This window comes from Paenibacillus sp. GYB003 (assembly GCF_036577625.1).
In the GTDB taxonomy this organism is placed as follows: Bacteria; Bacillota; Bacilli; order Paenibacillales; family NBRC-103111; genus Paenibacillus_AB.
In genome coordinates this window covers 1-13,700 of sequence record NZ_JARBDC010000065.1, presented here as the reverse complement: position 1 = coordinate 13,700, position 13,700 = coordinate 1, and the positions used below count along the sequence as shown (strand labels likewise).

Sequence of the window (13,700 nt, the reverse complement as noted above, 5' to 3'; positions counted from 1 at the left end):
GCTTCATTTCGAAGCCGGCGTCGACGGCGGAACGGTCGTGCTCCATTCGGCCGTCGTCCGCTCGACGAACGTTTTGAACGAAACTTCGCCCTTCCATAGCTGGTCGAGCTGCGCCTGCAGCGCCGTCATCTGCTTCGCCCGCTGCGGGGCGTAAGGAAGCGCCTCGTCCTGATCGATGTAGGCGGCGACGTTTAGAAAGGCCGGATCGTTTTTGATCCCGCTGGCATAGGCGGCCGTTTGCGCCGGCAGCCCGTCGCCGACGCTCCAAAATCGGAGCGCCGCCGGCGTCGATACGAGGTCGCGAATGAGCTCGAACGCTTCCTTGCCGTTTTCCGTCCTGGCGGATATCGTATAGCTGGTGCCGGTCAGCCAGGCTCCTTTCCACAGCTCCTCACCTTTGGGCAAAGGCAGCTTGTCCATGACGAAAGCGGACGAATCGTTCTGCCTCCAGTCGGAAAACTTCGTCATATAGCCGGCGAGCTTCCCCGCCGCCAGCTGGTCCCACGCCTTCCACGCCGCGCCTTGCACCGGAAACGATTTCACGAGCGGCTTCGCTTCCTCCTTCGCCCCTTCCGGCTGGGCGAACAAAAAAGCTTCGAGCGATTTGACGACGGCCGGATCGGCCAGCTCGACGGGCGACGTTTTCGAAGCCGTTTTGGCGCCGCCCAGCATGCGGGCCAAACCGACGAACGAACGGGCGTCGGGCGCGTTGAAATAAATGCCGTATTTCCCTTCGTCCGGCTTGTGCGCGGCCTTATGTAAAGCGAGGAGCTCGTCCGCGGCCGCCGGCGGCTTGCCGCCCCATTCGGCCAACCGTTTCGCGTTGTAAACGATCACGTACGCGTCCAAATTTTTCGGGACTCCCCACAAGTAACCGTTCCATTTCACTTGGGCGATCGCTTTCTCCATCTGTTCGGCCTGCAATCCGCTCGACAGCATGCCGTCGACGGGCAGCAAATAGCCGAGGGCGGCGAACTCGCTTACCCAACTATTGTCGAGCAGCATCACGTCGGGAGCTTCCCCGAGCTGGGCCGCTTTTTTCAATTTCGTATACGCCGTCTCGTCCGGGATGTTCTCGAGAACGATCTCGACCCCGGGATGCGCGGTCTGGTACTGCTCCTTCAGCTGCTGCAGCAGCGCGAACGGCTTCGACGGCATGGATACCGCCATTTTGAGCCGCATCGCCTTCTTGCCCGCCGCGGGAACGGGCTCGTCCTCCGCGATTCCCTCTCCCGCGATCGGCTGCGAGCGATTGCCCGCGCCGCCGAACAGCGCGGTGGCGACGATGACCGTAATGCATGCGGCAGCGAGCAGCAGCAAATATTTCGAGCGGTACAAGGCTACTCCTCCTTTGGAAAACGACAATCGCGAAAAGGTTGCTAGTGCGAAAGACTTATTTTTCTTAATACTATATCAAAAAAGCGCTTTCGGGAACCTTTTTTTGCGCGTTCGTCGAACCGGAAGGCGGCGCGTCGCCGCCGTCCCTTGGTCGACACGGGGAGGCGGGATTGTTACAATATGGTAAACGACGCGAAACGGAGGCGCACTATGCGGAACTACGGTTTGGAGCCGATATGGCCCGAGGGCGGGGCGCGGGAAGACTTTGACGGATTCGTCGAAGAGCTGAAGGCGCTGGCCGCGCCGACCGACCGGGACGGGGAGCTGCTGATCGCGGACGGCGAACGGGAGCGCGACGCCGTCGCCGCGCTGCTGCGCAAGCGCCGGATCGAATTCGAGGAGTTCGAGCTGCTGCGGCTGCCCGAAGGAGCGGAGGCGACGCCGCTGTTCGTCGATTACGGATTCGTGTCCGATGCGGGAGCCGCTTACGTATACGGCCATTTATGCGCCGTCTTCCGCTTTGCCGGCGGCGAGGCGGACGCCGAACCGGCTCAGGCGGAGCTGCAAATGGAGGAGCATCTGATCGCGAAATTCAAGGACGGCGGGCACCTCCTGTTCGTCGCGGACCGGGCGCAAACCGACCTCCATCGCGGCATCGCCAAGGCGTACCGGTGCAGGCTGGAGTTCGTGTACGGCGGCGATACGCCGTAATCCCCGCGACAGGCGCCTTGCCCCGGGGAGACGGGACGAGCATATTTAGAAAATCGGTCGGAGGAAACCGCAATGCAGCGTTTATGTGCGACTTCGATGTCGTCCCCGTGCACAGCGAATCCAAAATCGCCGATAACGAGCGTCGAATCGTTATTTCGATCCAAAATAGCGGAAACGGGGCAATAAGAAATCTGTTGACCGACCGCCCCGATGCGTCGATCGGCTTAGAAAAACGTCTATCGACGTATTTCGAGGATGAGCGAAAACGGTCGGCTTCCGCAACGTAACGGACGCCACGACGCTTATTTCGCGAAAATCGGCCGTTTTCCAAACGTAACGGACACCACCTGCGCTTATTGGCTCCGAACACCTTCCAAAAGGGGGATTTTCGCCAAATAGCCGCGCCTGTGTCCGTTAGAATCAAAATAAGCCGAAATGAGGCTCGATAGCGGCCGCCATGTCCGTTAGACACTTGGAACTGAGGCCCGTCCCGCCGCCGCCCCATGCTCGCCCCCTTGCCCGAATCCCGACGACGCCGGCGCATTTCATACGCGCCGTATCGCCGTATCCCGCCGCCAAGCGAAGGTCGGGACGGACGGTCTTTTCTGTTGGTTGTGCCGAAACGGCGGCGGAGCGGGATGGAAATGCTCCCGCTATTTCCGGTCGTTTCCCGTTTCCGGGCAAAACAACGGGAAAACATCCCGTTACATTCGTCCAAACCGCGCTTTTCGCCGATTCGACGCGATTTTATCGGGAGCTTTTCCAGTTATTTCGAAAACGACGCCACTAGGAGAGCGAGTCAGCGGGAGGTTTTCCCGTTCGTTCGATTCCGGCGGCCCGGCAGGTTTCGGATCCGTCGGACGCGGAAACAAAAGGCGCTGCTTGCTGCATCCTTTTCGTCAAAAAGGAACCCGAAAAGATATACATTCTTTACGAACTAGAAAAACCGTCCGGGAACATACCCGGACGGTCCTTCGGACGTACAAAATCCGCAAAGAGCGCATACGTTGCGATTTCACCCGTTTCCGATCCGGATCGTAAAGCCGTCATAAGCGCACAGTGCTCCGTATCGTTTCAGCTACTCCTCCATCTCCTCGCGGGGATGCGCGCCGGCCCGATCCATCAATCGTTGCAGTCGTAAATCGTTCTCCCGTACGCTTCCTGCCGGTATTCGGTCGGCGACCGGTCGAACCGTTTTTTGAACTGCTTCGAGAAATAGAGCGGGTCGGTAAAGCCGACCGAGGCCGCGACCTGTTCGACCGTTAGCGGCTCGCGCAGCAGCAGCTTGGCGCGCTCCATGCGGATTTTCAGCAAAAACTGGGTCGGCGTCATGCCCGTATGCTGCTTGAACATTTTGGACAAATGCGTCCGGTTGTAGCCGAGCGTCCGCGATATTTGCTCGATGGACAGCGGCTGCGAATATTGCACGGTCAGCCAGCGAATCGTTCTTTCGACCTGCTGCTCGATCGGGCTTTGCTTGCCGCTTCGGCTTTCCGCCTCGTCCGCCTCGCCCTGGCCGTATTCGGCGAGCAGCATCCGCATCAATCCCCCGCTTCGCAAATCGCAGCCGGGCTTTCCTTCCGCCAGCATCCGCTCCATCTGATAATACAGCGCCGCGGCGCGCTTATGCCGAACCGGCTTCGCGACCGGCGAATGGCGGGTGATGCGAAGTCCGGAGAGCAGCTCTTCGGCGCGGTCCCCGCGGAAGCCGATCCAGCGGTACAGCCAAGGCTCGTCCTTGTCCGCCGTGTAGCGGAACAAGTCGCCGGGGAAGATGAAGAAGCTGTCCCCGGCCTCCAGCTCGTACGTTTGCCCCATAAACTGAAACGAGCCTTTGCCGGCCAAAACGTGATGGACCAAAAAATAATCGTGCACCTGCGGACCGACGTTATGGCCGGGCAGCGTATGCTCGCGGCCGCTGAACAGGACGGTCAGTTCGCCCTTGCCGGGCTTCGGATTAACCGAAAGCGAGAAACGTTTCTCCATATGATTGCATCGTCCTTTCCATGCTCGGAGCGCCGGATCGTGTTCTCTCTTTATTGAAAACGAAGCGCGCGAACAAATCAAGGGCTTGTTCGGGGGTGCTTTAGGAAACGGCAAAGTTCCATGCGTATCTCGCTTTTCTCCATATTCATTTTCGTCCGCGGACTTTATGATGTCTATTAGAACGAGACAAGGAGGAACTATTCGATGCCAAAAATTACGTTTATCGGGGCGGGCAGCACCGTATTCGCCAAAAACGTGCTCGGCGACGTCATGATGACGCCGGCGCTGCAAGATTTCGAGCTGGCGCTTCACGACATCGACCCGGTCCGGCTGAAAGATTCCGAAAACATGCTGAACAATTTGAAAGCGACTTCGGGCAGCACGTGCCGCATCGTCGCCTATGCCGACCGGAAGGAAGCGCTGCGCGGCGCCAAATACGTCGTCAACGCGATCCAGGTCGGCGGCTACGATCCGTGTACGATTACCGACTTCGAAATTCCGAAAAAGTTCGGCCTGCGCCAAACGATCGCCGACACGCTCGGCATCGGCGGCATTTTCCGCAACCTGCGCACGATTCCGGTCATGCTCGACTTCGCCAAGGACATCCAGGAAGTTTGTCCGGACGCCTGGTTTTTCAACTATACGAACCCGATGGCGGTGCTTACGAACGTGATGAACACGGACGGCGGCGTCAAGACGGTCGGCCTGTGCCACAGCGTCCAGGCGTGCATTCCGCACCTGTTCAAGCCGCTCGGCCTCGATATGGAAGGCGTGCAGGCGAAAATCGCCGGCATCAACCATATGGCGTGGCTGCTCGAGGTGACGAAGGACGGCGTCGATCTGTATCCGGAAATCAAACGCCGCGCCGCCGAAAGACAAAAAGAGAAGCATAACGATATGGTCCGCTACGAGCTCATGTTCCGCTTCGGCTATTATGTGACCGAATCGTCCGAGCATAACGCGGAATACCATCCGTACTTCATCAAGCGCAATTATCCGGAGCTGATCGAGCGCTACAACATTCCGCTGGACGAGTATCCGCGCCGCTGCATCCGCCAAATCGACCGTTGGAAGACGATGCGCGAAGAGCTCGTCAACAACAAAAACTTATCGCACACCCGTTCCCACGAGTACGCTTCGTACATGATGGAAGCGATGGAGACGAACAATCCGTTCCGCATCGGCGGCAACGTGATGAATACCGGCCTGATTACGAACTTGCCGAAGGAAGCTTGCGTCGAAGTGACGTGCCTCGTCGACCGCAACGGCATTACGCCGACCTACGTCGGCGACCTGCCGCCTCAGCTGGCCGCACTGAACCGGACGAACATCAATACGCAGCTGCTGACGATCGAAGCGGCGCGCACGCGCAAGAAGGAGCACATTTACCACGCGGCGCTGCTCGACCCGCATACGTCGGCCGAGCTGTCGATCGACGATACGGTCGCGCTGTGCGACGCCTTGATCGAGGCGCACGGCGACTGGCTGCCGAAGTTCCACTAATCGAACGAAAACGAGGAGACGGCTCCGGACGATTGCGTCCGGGGCCGTCTCCTCTTCGTTTCGCCTCGCCGCAAACCGGCGCGGCTACAGCAAATCGGCGGCCAGCTGGGCCAAATGGGACCGTTCGCCGCGCTCCAAATTGATATGGCCGGCGATGCCCTGGCTTTTGAACCGCTCCACCACATAAGTGAGTCCGTTGCTGTAAGCGTCCAGGTAAGGATGGTCGATCTGCTCGGGATCGCCCATAAGGACGATTTTGCTGCCTTCGCCGACGCGCGACACGATCGTCTTCACTTCGTGCTTGGACAAGTTTTGCGCTTCGTCGATAATGATGAACTGTCCCGGAATCGACCGGCCGCGAATGTAGGTCAGCGCCTCGACCTGGATGCTGCCCATGCCCGCCAATATTTTTTCGATATCGCCGGATTTTTTCGTATCGAACAAAAACTCCAAATTATCGTAAATCGGCTGCATCCACGGGCGCAGCTTCTCGTCTTTCTCGCCCGGCAAGTAGCCGATATCTTTGCCCATCGGCACGACCGGTCGGGCGATCAGCAGCTTCTTGTACTTGTGCTCGTCTTCGATTTTCATCAATCCGGCGGCGAGCGCGAGCAGCGTTTTGCCGGTGCCGGCTTTGCCGGTCAGCGTGACGAGCGGAATTTCGTCGTTCAGCAGCAGTTCGAGCGCCATCCGCTGCTGGACGTTGCGCGCCCCGATGCCCCAGATCGGCTCGTTGCTCAAAAATAACGGGTCCAGCCGTTTCGCCTCCGCGTTCGCCTTCAGCAGCGCCGATTTCGACGTGCCGAGCTCGTCTTTCAGGATGACGAATTCGTGCGGGTGGAACGAATAGCCGACGTTCAGATCGGTCACCGGCAAATACCGCGTGTTGTAAAAGTTGTCGATAACGCCCGGATGAACGTGGAGCGTCAAATAGCCCGGGTACAAATCGGTCGTGGATACGACCCGGTCCGTCAAGTAATCTTCCGCCGTAATGCCGAGCACGTCCGCCTTGATGCGGACAAGCGTATCTTTGCTGACGAGCACGACGGGACGCGGCTGCTCCTTCTGCTGCTCCTCCAGAAGGTAGTTCAGGGCGACCGCCAAAATGCGGTTGTCGTTCGTAATTTCGCCGAACAAATCCTGCAATTTATGAAAGCTCCGGTGGTTCAGCTCCACCTTGACGCTCCCTCCCCGCTCCAAGGCGATGCCGTCGTGCAATCGGCCTTTTTCGCGGAGACCGTCAAGCAAACGCGAAACGGTTCGGGCGTTGCGACCCAGCTCGTCGGCGTTGCGTTTTTTCGAATCGATTTCCTCCAGCACCACCGCGGGAATGATCACTTCGTTGTCTTCGAACGCGAAGACGGCCTCAGGATCCTGCAACAGGACATTCGTATCCAACACGTAAATTTTTTTCATGAGCGTCCCCTCCCGGCTCGGCTAATGGTTAAAGCCCACACATATTCGAATGTCGATACGGACAAACTAACCATGGCGAATTCAGGTACAGGTAGATAGGAGCGATGTTCAGATGCGAAAAGTCGTTGTCCTCGCGCTTGCGATCGCAATGACGGGCGGCTGCGGCAAAGCGCCGCGCAATGAGGCTTCCCCCTCTCCGGACGGGCAAAACGGAGTGAAAGTGCAGCAGACGGTTCCGGAAAAGCCGGAAATCCGCAACAGACAAGAGGTGACCGCTCGGCTCGAGGCGCTCGCGGCCAGCATTCCCCAAGTTCAAAGCGCAACATGCGTCATTCTCGGCAATACGGCGATTGTCGGCATCAACGTCGATCCGATGCTGGATCGGAGCCGCGTCGACGTGATCAAATATTCGGTCGCCGAAGCGCTGCGCAAAGATCCATACGGCGTGCACGCCTTCGTCACCGCCGACATCGACATGGCGGGGCGGATCGCGGAAATTCGCGAAGACATTCGCCAAGGGCGGCCTGTCGCCGGCTTTGCGGAAGAGCTCGCCGACATGATCGGCCGCATCGTGCCGCAAATTCCGAAAGACATTACGCCCCAGGGCAACCCGCCGGCCCGAACCGACGATGCCAATCAGATGGGCGGCAAGGAAATGTAACGCGGGTACGTTCGAATGACGGACATAAGCCCAAAAAGACGCAAAAAGCCCGGTTCCTTCGGAACTAGGCTTTTTTCATGGCGGCGAACACTTGTCCGTCCAGCTTTTCCGCCGCGCGTTTGTCGTACGTTTTCTCGTATTCGGGCTCGACGGAAATGCGGGAGCCGTAAAACATCGCGTCCCGAACCGCCTCGACCGACACGTCGTAGCAAGCCAGCTTGAAAGGAACGCCTTCCAACGCTTCGGTTACGACGGCCGCCGTGCCGTATACGGCATTTACTTTTCCGTCTCCGAAAAACGTCAGCGTCACTTTCGGATGCTTGGTCATGTTCGCCACGATGCGGGACCGTTGATCGATCGCGAAGCGAATCCGGTCGGCGCCGCCCGCGTACACCCACGAAATGGCGCTTACGCTCGGAAATCCGCTTTCCGCGTCGACGGTGGCGAGCAGGACGAGCTTTTCCTTTTGCAGCTGGGCCATTTGCTGCTCCGACAAAGCGGTAATCGTTTCAGCCATTCGTCAATCCTCCTGAGGTAACGGCTTGCCTTCAGTATACCATACGGCTTGGCCCGGGAGCCATAGCCGATTGTGCGGCACGGCGGCGTCCGCCGAGACGGCGGACGCCTTGTCACTTCAGCTGCTCTCGGAGAGCGGTTTGCGCGCGCTTCAGTTCGTCCGGGCGAACGATAATGTACGGGCTTTGCCATTCGCCTTCCAGATGAACATAGTTTATTTTATCGCGGTCCGCGGCCATATATGTCCGAATGAAGCTTTTGATTTCCGAAGCGGGCATGTCCGTGTCGACGCTGTCGCCGGCCGCTTCGATGACCGAACCGAGCTTCAGGACCCCTTCGACCGACTTCAGCTTGCCGATCATTTGGTCGATGACCTGCTGCTGCCGCTCGTTGCGCTTGATGTCGTTGGAGTCGGCCGCGTTCTGGCAGTTGCCTTTCCGGTAACGGACGAAATCGAGCGTCTGGCTTCCGTTCAGCAGATGCGTCCCTTCGGTCAGCCGGATCGAAGTTCCGTCCGCCTTGTCGGTATAGCACATGTTCATGTCGACCTCGAGCTTCAGTCCGCCCAGGTTGTCGACGATTCGTTCGAACCCGTTGAAGTCGAGGCGCGCCACGTAATCGATCGGAACGTTCAAATATTTGCCGAACAGCTCTTTCGTTTTTTTGTCGGCCGTCGCTTTGTTCGCGTGATGAAACGCCGCGTAATAGGCGTTCGCCTTCAGCTGCGAGTAGCCGCTCACCTTGATCAGCGTATCCCGCGGGACCGAGACGACGGTCGCCGATTGGCGGTCCGGGTTGAACGAAGCGATCATGATGACGTCCGTGTTCAGGCTCGGATTTTGCGGCCTCGTATCGGTGCCGAGCAGCAGCACCGTGACCGGATTGCGGTCGACCTGCCGACCGGCGGAAACCGCGCCGGACGAGCCGGCCCGGTCGATCGCCGCATTGATTTTGTACAGCACGTAGCCGGCGTAGCCGAGGGTGGCGACCAGCACGAGAATGATGATGAACAGCAGCGTTCGTTTCAGCGCCCGCCGTTTCGGCGGTCGCCGGGGCGATGTAGGCGGCGAGGCGTTGGCCTGCACTTACGGTCCCCCCTTTCAGTTGTATTTCGGGTTTGCCGTAATGTCGCCGAGCAGCTGCTCCGCGTGCTCCTTGTCGAACATGTGCAGCTTCGATTTGCCTTCCCGCTCGTACCGGATATGGATCATCGTGCCTACGACGCCCTCGATCCGGACGTTTTCCAGCATATGGTCGTCGCGCAATATTTCCGCGAAAAACGATTCCGTTTCCTTCGCCGCGTTGTCGTCCGGTCTGGCGTCGGCGACGATACGAATTTGCAGCCAATTGAACAAAGCGTCCTCCAGCTTCATGTTACGGCTCCTCCTTCAGCAAAATGACGGCCCATCCGCGCTCCGCGAAGCGGCGCAGCGAGCCCGCCAATCGGGCCGCATCGGTTCGCGCCTCGGCTTCGAGCGCGTCTTCGAGAGCGGCGATCGTTAACGGCGTCTCGCCCGGGTCGGGCAGACGACTCAGCATCGCTTGCCCGCAAGCCGACAGGCGCAGACGTATTCCGTCGAAGACGATGTCGCCGGGCGCCGACAAGTCGAACGGCTCCCGCACCGCGCCGCAAACCCCGCTGTCCGTTTCGCCGGCGAGCATGCGCGACTTGAACGGAACGAGCAGCCGGGAAAGATCGCCGGGCAGCATTCGGCGCAGCTCCGCCGCCGCTTCGCCGTCTTCATAGCTAATGCGTTCGGCGCCGAGCGTAAACGGCGTGCGGGAAATTACCGGCGCAAGCCAATAGCGGGCCATACGACAACGCTCCCTTCGCGCTTGTTGCATGACGGCTGCCGGTCAGCCGCGTCGCTTTGCCGGCTTGCGCCGTCGCGGCCGATCACATCGGGTCGGCGGCGCCCGGCTTTCCGTCGCCGTCGCCCGCTTGTCCGTTTTGCGCTTTTTTGCGGTTTTCCCGGTCGATCATCCAGTAGCGGACGCGAACGGTCAGCATAAGCGCCACGGCGACGCCGAGGCTGATCACGATCGGCAGCTCGAGGTCGAGCTGGAACAGCAGCAAAATGAACGCGCCGACGGCGATCGTCAAATAGATGACCGCGTCTTTCAGCAGCGGCAGCTTCCGCATGCGGAACACTTTGTTATAAATATAGATGAGAAACACCAAAATCAGAATATACGTCACGACCGGATGATCGAACAGCCATTGCTGCATTCGGATAGCCTCCCTGTACCGTCATGAGCCGAAAGGCCGGTCGAACGTCAGACGTTCGATTCGGCCATTTTACGGTTTTTCTCCGCTTTTTCCCGTTCGCTTTTGTTCAATATTTTTTTGCGGAGACGAATCGATTTCGGCGTCACTTCGCAGTACTCGTCGTCGTTCAAATATTCGAGCGCCTGCTCGAGCGAGAAAATGCGCGGCGTCTTCAGCCGAACCGTCTCGTCCTTGCTGGCGGCCCGCATATTCGTCAGCTGCTTCTCCTTGCAGACGTTGACGACAAGGTCGGTATCCCGCGTATGCTCGCCGATAATCATTCCCTCGTACACGTCCGTGCCGGGGTGCAAAAACAAAATGCCGCGATCTTCGATCGACAAAATGCCGTAGGTGGTCGCTACGCCCGTTTCGAACGAGACGAGCACCCCTTGATGGCGTCCGCCGACGTTCGCGCCGGCATACGGGCCGTATTTCTCGAAGGCGTGGTTCATGATGCCGTAACCGCGCGTCAGCGTCAAAAAGTGCGTGCGGTAGCCGATCAGGCCGCGGGCCGGAATCATGAACTCCAGCCGGACCGTTCCGGTGCCGCCGTTCGTCATGTTGATCATCTCCGCCTTGCGCGAGCCGAGGCTTTCCATGACCGCGCCCATGCTGTCTTCGGGCACGTCGATGAGCAGCCGTTCGATCGGCTCCATCTTGACGCCGTCGATTTCCCTGACGATGACCTCCGGCTTGGACACTTGCAGCTCGAAGCCTTCGCGGCGCATGTTTTCGATCAAAATGCCGAGATGCAGCTCGCCGCGTCCGGAAACGATAAACGCGTCCGGGCTGTCCGTTTCGTCGACCCGCAGCGATACGTCGGTTTCGAGCTCCTTGAACAGCCGCTCGCGCAGCTTGCGCGACGTCACCCATTTGCCTTCTTTGCCGGCGAACGGGCTGTTGTTGACGACGAACGTCATCTGCAGCGTCGGCTCGTCGATCTTGAGCACCGGCAGCGCCTCCGGATTGGCCGGATCGGCGACCGTTTCTCCGATATTGATGTCTTTGATGCCGGACAGCGCGACGATGTCGCCGGCTCCCGCTTCGTCGATCTCGATCCGCTTCAGCCCCTGGAAGCCGAACAGCTTCTCGATGCGGGCCTGCTTCACGCCGCCTTCGCGCGTCATGACCGCGACCGTTTGGCCTTGACGAATCGTGCCGCGATTGATGCGGCCGATGGCGATCCGTCCCAAATATTCGTTGTAATCCATCAGCGTGACGAGAAATTGCAGCGGCAGCGCGGGATCTTCCGTCGGGTGGGGAATGTGGCCGACGATCGTGTCGTACAGCGACTGCATGCTCGGCTCCTGCCGGTCCGCGTCCAAGCTTGACGTTCCTTGCAGCGCGGAGGCGTAAACGACCGGAAAATCGAGCTGCTCGTCGTTCGCGCCGAGCTCGATGAACAGGTCGAGCACTTCGTCGACGACTTCGGCCGGGCGGGCGTTCGGACGGTCGATTTTGTTCAGGACGACGATCGGAGTCAAGTTTTGCTCGAGCGCCTTGCGCAGCACGAACTTCGTCTGCGGCATGCAGCCTTCGAACGCGTCGACGACGAGCAGGACGCCGTCCACCATTTTCATGATCCGTTCGACTTCTCCGCCGAAATCGGCGTGTCCCGGCGTATCGACGATGTTGATCAAGTAGTCTTTGTACGTAATCGCCGTATTTTTGGCCAATATCGTAATGCCGCGTTCGCGCTCCAGGTCGTTCGAGTCCATGGCGCGCTCCTGGATCGCTTCGTTTTCCCGGAACGTGCCGGACTGCTGAAGCAGCTTGTCGACGAGCGTGGTCTTGCCGTGATCGACGTGAGCGATGATGGCGATGTTGCGGATTTTGTCTCTGGCGTGCATGATGGGTTGATTCATCCTTTCTGTTTTCCCCCGGGTATGAAACGATCGCGATGATAGGGCATCATGGACGCCGCAAGGGTGAGCGGCCGCGATTCGGACGTATCGAAACGGATTGGGACGTACGATCAAAATAAGCGTCGGACTTTGGCGCCGACGCTTGACACATTCTGAATTATAGCGATTCTGGCCCGAAAATGCAACAAAGGGCGGAGGTCGTCGCAGTCTAAACGGAGCAGGAGCGAACGATCGGCCGCATGTTCCGTTTCAGCGTCCGGGCATGCGGTCGACCGACCGCCGTCATGCAGCGAAACACCGCGTGCCGGGAGCTGCGCTCGAGGCAAAGTACTCCTCGTTTCGTCTGCCCCCAAAACGGTCCGCCCCTACACTCCCCGCCTTGCCGAGCAACTCGCAACCCTTTTTTCCTCCGTCCTGCCGAGCAACTCGGAACCCTACCCTCCTCCGTCCTGCCAAGCGACTCGGATAGATGAATTTTTTCGGCTCACAAAGCCGGACGAAGTATGGAAACGGGAATTTCTCCCGTTATTTCGACCCGGAATAGACGCCCGTCCGTTTGAACGGGAAAAGCTCCCGGTATTTTTGCGATTTTCCGGCGAAAAGAGCGAATCGGGGGACATTATCGGGAGAATTTCCCGTTCATGCGGCCTTCTGCAACGAAATCGGCCAAACGAACCGGAGGTTTTCCCGGTATTCACCCGCTTCCCGGTTCGGGGACGATGGCCCCGGCTCTTACCAGGAGCGGCGTTTGTTTACGATCATGTAAACGCCCAAGCCGATCAGTACGATCGCGATAAAATAGATGCCTACGGTAAACAAAATCGTCATCCCGAACAAAACGCCCGCGATGACGGCCAACGCGACGGCGGCCATCAGCGTGCCGCGCGGGCTGTATTTGTCGAACATATGAAACTCGTACAAGCCGACGGCGACCGCGAAAATGAAGCCCGGCCAAATGTACGCCATCAGACCCCAGCCGAAAAACGTGCAAAGGAAAAACAGGACGGAGATCGTAACGAGAATGCCGCCTGGAATCAGGACGCCGGAAGGCAAAGTTTTGTTGAAGTACAGCGCGTGCAGCAGCAGTCCGACGGCCAAAATCAAAGCCGGCCAAAACAGCTCCCAGACGAATCCGAACACGCCCAGCTTGCCGAGCAGCAAGATGACGCCAATGACTACGATGATGATGCCGACCGAAAACCGATTACCCGCCAAATGGCTTTCCCTCCCGTTTGAACGTAGGAGCGACGGTCGTCCGCAGCTTCCTCTTATATGAATTGTAACAGAAATTAGACAAAAAATGCTAGCTTTCGCGCGCGCGGCGAAGTCGGGCACTATCGCAGCGGCGGGCCAGGCGCGATGGCCGCGGCAGGGCCGGGCGCGAATGCGGCGACGGAGCCGAGCGCGATGGCGCGGCGGGCGCGATGGCCGCGGC

13 protein-coding genes are annotated in these 13,700 nt (G+C 59.0%); 3 read left to right on the top strand and 10 right to left on the bottom strand.

What is annotated here, in order from left to right; all coding sequences use genetic code 11:
* Nucleotides 1-3: 3 nt before the first annotated feature.
* Complete coding sequence (locus PV407_RS20395; protein WP_332091832.1) at nt 4-1,338, bottom strand: extracellular solute-binding protein; 1,335 nt, start codon at nt 1,336-1,338, stop codon at nt 4-6.
* A 210-nt stretch (nt 1,339-1,548) separates the two neighbouring features.
* On the opposite strand from PV407_RS20395, the gene PV407_RS20390 reads away from it, so the two are divergent.
* A complete protein-coding gene (locus PV407_RS20390; RefSeq protein ID WP_332091831.1) occupies nt 1,549-2,049 on the top strand; it encodes a hypothetical protein in 501 nt (166 codons plus the stop codon).
* 1,122 nt (nt 2,050-3,171) lie between these two features.
* Here the strand turns inward: PV407_RS20390 and PV407_RS20385 are convergent.
* Nucleotides 3,172-4,035, bottom strand: a complete 864-nt coding sequence (locus PV407_RS20385) for an AraC family transcriptional regulator (RefSeq protein ID WP_332091830.1) — start codon at nt 4,033-4,035, stop codon at nt 3,172-3,174.
* Nucleotides 4,036-4,239: 204 nt separating this feature from the next.
* Between PV407_RS20385 and PV407_RS20380 the strand changes: the two genes are divergently transcribed.
* Nucleotides 4,240-5,538, top strand: a complete 1,299-nt coding sequence (locus tag PV407_RS20380) for an alpha-glucosidase/alpha-galactosidase (RefSeq protein WP_332091829.1) — start codon at nt 4,240-4,242, stop codon at nt 5,536-5,538.
* Between the two features lie 84 nt (nt 5,539-5,622).
* Here the strand turns inward: PV407_RS20380 and PV407_RS20375 are convergent, their stop codons facing one another.
* The gene (locus PV407_RS20375) at nt 5,623-6,954 is read right to left on the bottom strand and encodes a PhoH family protein (RefSeq protein WP_332091828.1); all 1,332 of its coding nucleotides are present in this window, start codon (nt 6,952-6,954) and stop codon (nt 5,623-5,625) included.
* Between the two features lie 112 nt (nt 6,955-7,066).
* Here PV407_RS20375 and PV407_RS20370 point away from each other — a divergent pair, with 112 nt between their 5' ends.
* A complete protein-coding gene (locus tag PV407_RS20370; RefSeq protein ID WP_332091827.1) occupies nt 7,067-7,615 on the top strand; it encodes a YhcN/YlaJ family sporulation lipoprotein in 549 nt (182 codons plus the stop codon).
* A 64-nt stretch (nt 7,616-7,679) separates the two neighbouring features.
* Here the strand turns inward: PV407_RS20370 and PV407_RS20365 are convergent, their stop codons facing one another.
* The 7 genes from PV407_RS20365 to PV407_RS20335 form a co-directional block, all read right to left on the bottom strand.
* Nucleotides 7,680-8,132 (bottom strand): pyridoxamine 5'-phosphate oxidase family protein, encoded by a 453-nt coding sequence (locus PV407_RS20365; RefSeq protein WP_332091826.1) that lies wholly within the window; start codon nt 8,130-8,132, stop codon nt 7,680-7,682.
* Nucleotides 8,133-8,244: 112 nt separating this feature from the next.
* On the bottom strand, nt 8,245-9,216 hold the full coding sequence (locus PV407_RS20360) for an LCP family protein (protein WP_332091825.1): 972 nt from the start codon (nt 9,214-9,216) through the stop codon (nt 8,245-8,247).
* Between the two features lie 15 nt (nt 9,217-9,231).
* The gene (locus PV407_RS20355) at nt 9,232-9,504 is read right to left on the bottom strand and encodes a hypothetical protein (protein WP_332091824.1); all 273 of its coding nucleotides are present in this window, start codon (nt 9,502-9,504) and stop codon (nt 9,232-9,234) included.
* A 1-nt stretch (nt 9,505) separates the two neighbouring features.
* Entirely contained in the window at nt 9,506-9,946 is a 441-nt protein-coding gene (locus PV407_RS20350) for a hypothetical protein (RefSeq protein ID WP_332091823.1), read from the bottom strand.
* Between the two features lie 82 nt (nt 9,947-10,028).
* Nucleotides 10,029-10,361 (bottom strand): YlaH-like family protein, encoded by a 333-nt coding sequence (locus tag PV407_RS20345; RefSeq protein WP_332091822.1) that lies wholly within the window; start codon nt 10,359-10,361, stop codon nt 10,029-10,031.
* A gap of 47 nt (nt 10,362-10,408) precedes the next feature.
* Nucleotides 10,409-12,250 (bottom strand): translational GTPase TypA, encoded by a 1,842-nt coding sequence (gene typA, locus PV407_RS20340; protein WP_332091892.1) that lies wholly within the window; start codon nt 12,248-12,250, stop codon nt 10,409-10,411.
* 747 nt (nt 12,251-12,997) lie between these two features.
* A complete protein-coding gene (locus tag PV407_RS20335) occupies nt 12,998-13,480 on the bottom strand; it encodes a hypothetical protein (RefSeq protein WP_332091821.1) in 483 nt (160 codons plus the stop codon).
* Nucleotides 13,481-13,700: the final 220 nt, after the last annotated feature.

Excerpts from the sequence above, each read along its gene's own strand:
- PV407_RS20390 (WP_332091831.1), top strand. The coding sequence starts at position 1,549 with ATGCGGAACTACGGTTTGGAGCCGATATGGCCCGAGGGCGGGGCGCGG.
- PV407_RS20375 (WP_332091828.1), bottom strand. The coding sequence starts at position 6,954 with ATGAAAAAAATTTACGTGTTGGATACGAATGTCCTGTTGCAGGATCCT.
- PV407_RS20355 (WP_332091824.1), bottom strand. The coding sequence starts at position 9,504 with ATGAAGCTGGAGGACGCTTTGTTCAATTGGCTGCAAATTCGTATCGTC.
- PV407_RS20380 (WP_332091829.1), top strand. The coding sequence starts at position 4,240 with ATGCCAAAAATTACGTTTATCGGGGCGGGCAGCACCGTATTCGCCAAA.
- PV407_RS20385 (WP_332091830.1), bottom strand. The coding sequence starts at position 4,035 with ATGGAGAAACGTTTCTCGCTTTCGGTTAATCCGAAGCCCGGCAAGGGC.
- PV407_RS20365 (WP_332091826.1), bottom strand. The coding sequence starts at position 8,132 with ATGGCTGAAACGATTACCGCTTTGTCGGAGCAGCAAATGGCCCAGCTG.
- typA (WP_332091892.1), bottom strand. The coding sequence starts at position 12,250 with ATGCACGCCAGAGACAAAATCCGCAACATCGCCATCATCGCTCACGTC.
- PV407_RS20350 (WP_332091823.1), bottom strand. The coding sequence starts at position 9,946 with ATGGCCCGCTATTGGCTTGCGCCGGTAATTTCCCGCACGCCGTTTACG.
- PV407_RS20345 (WP_332091822.1), bottom strand. The coding sequence starts at position 10,361 with ATGCAGCAATGGCTGTTCGATCATCCGGTCGTGACGTATATTCTGATT.
- PV407_RS20370 (WP_332091827.1), top strand. The coding sequence starts at position 7,067 with ATGCGAAAAGTCGTTGTCCTCGCGCTTGCGATCGCAATGACGGGCGGC.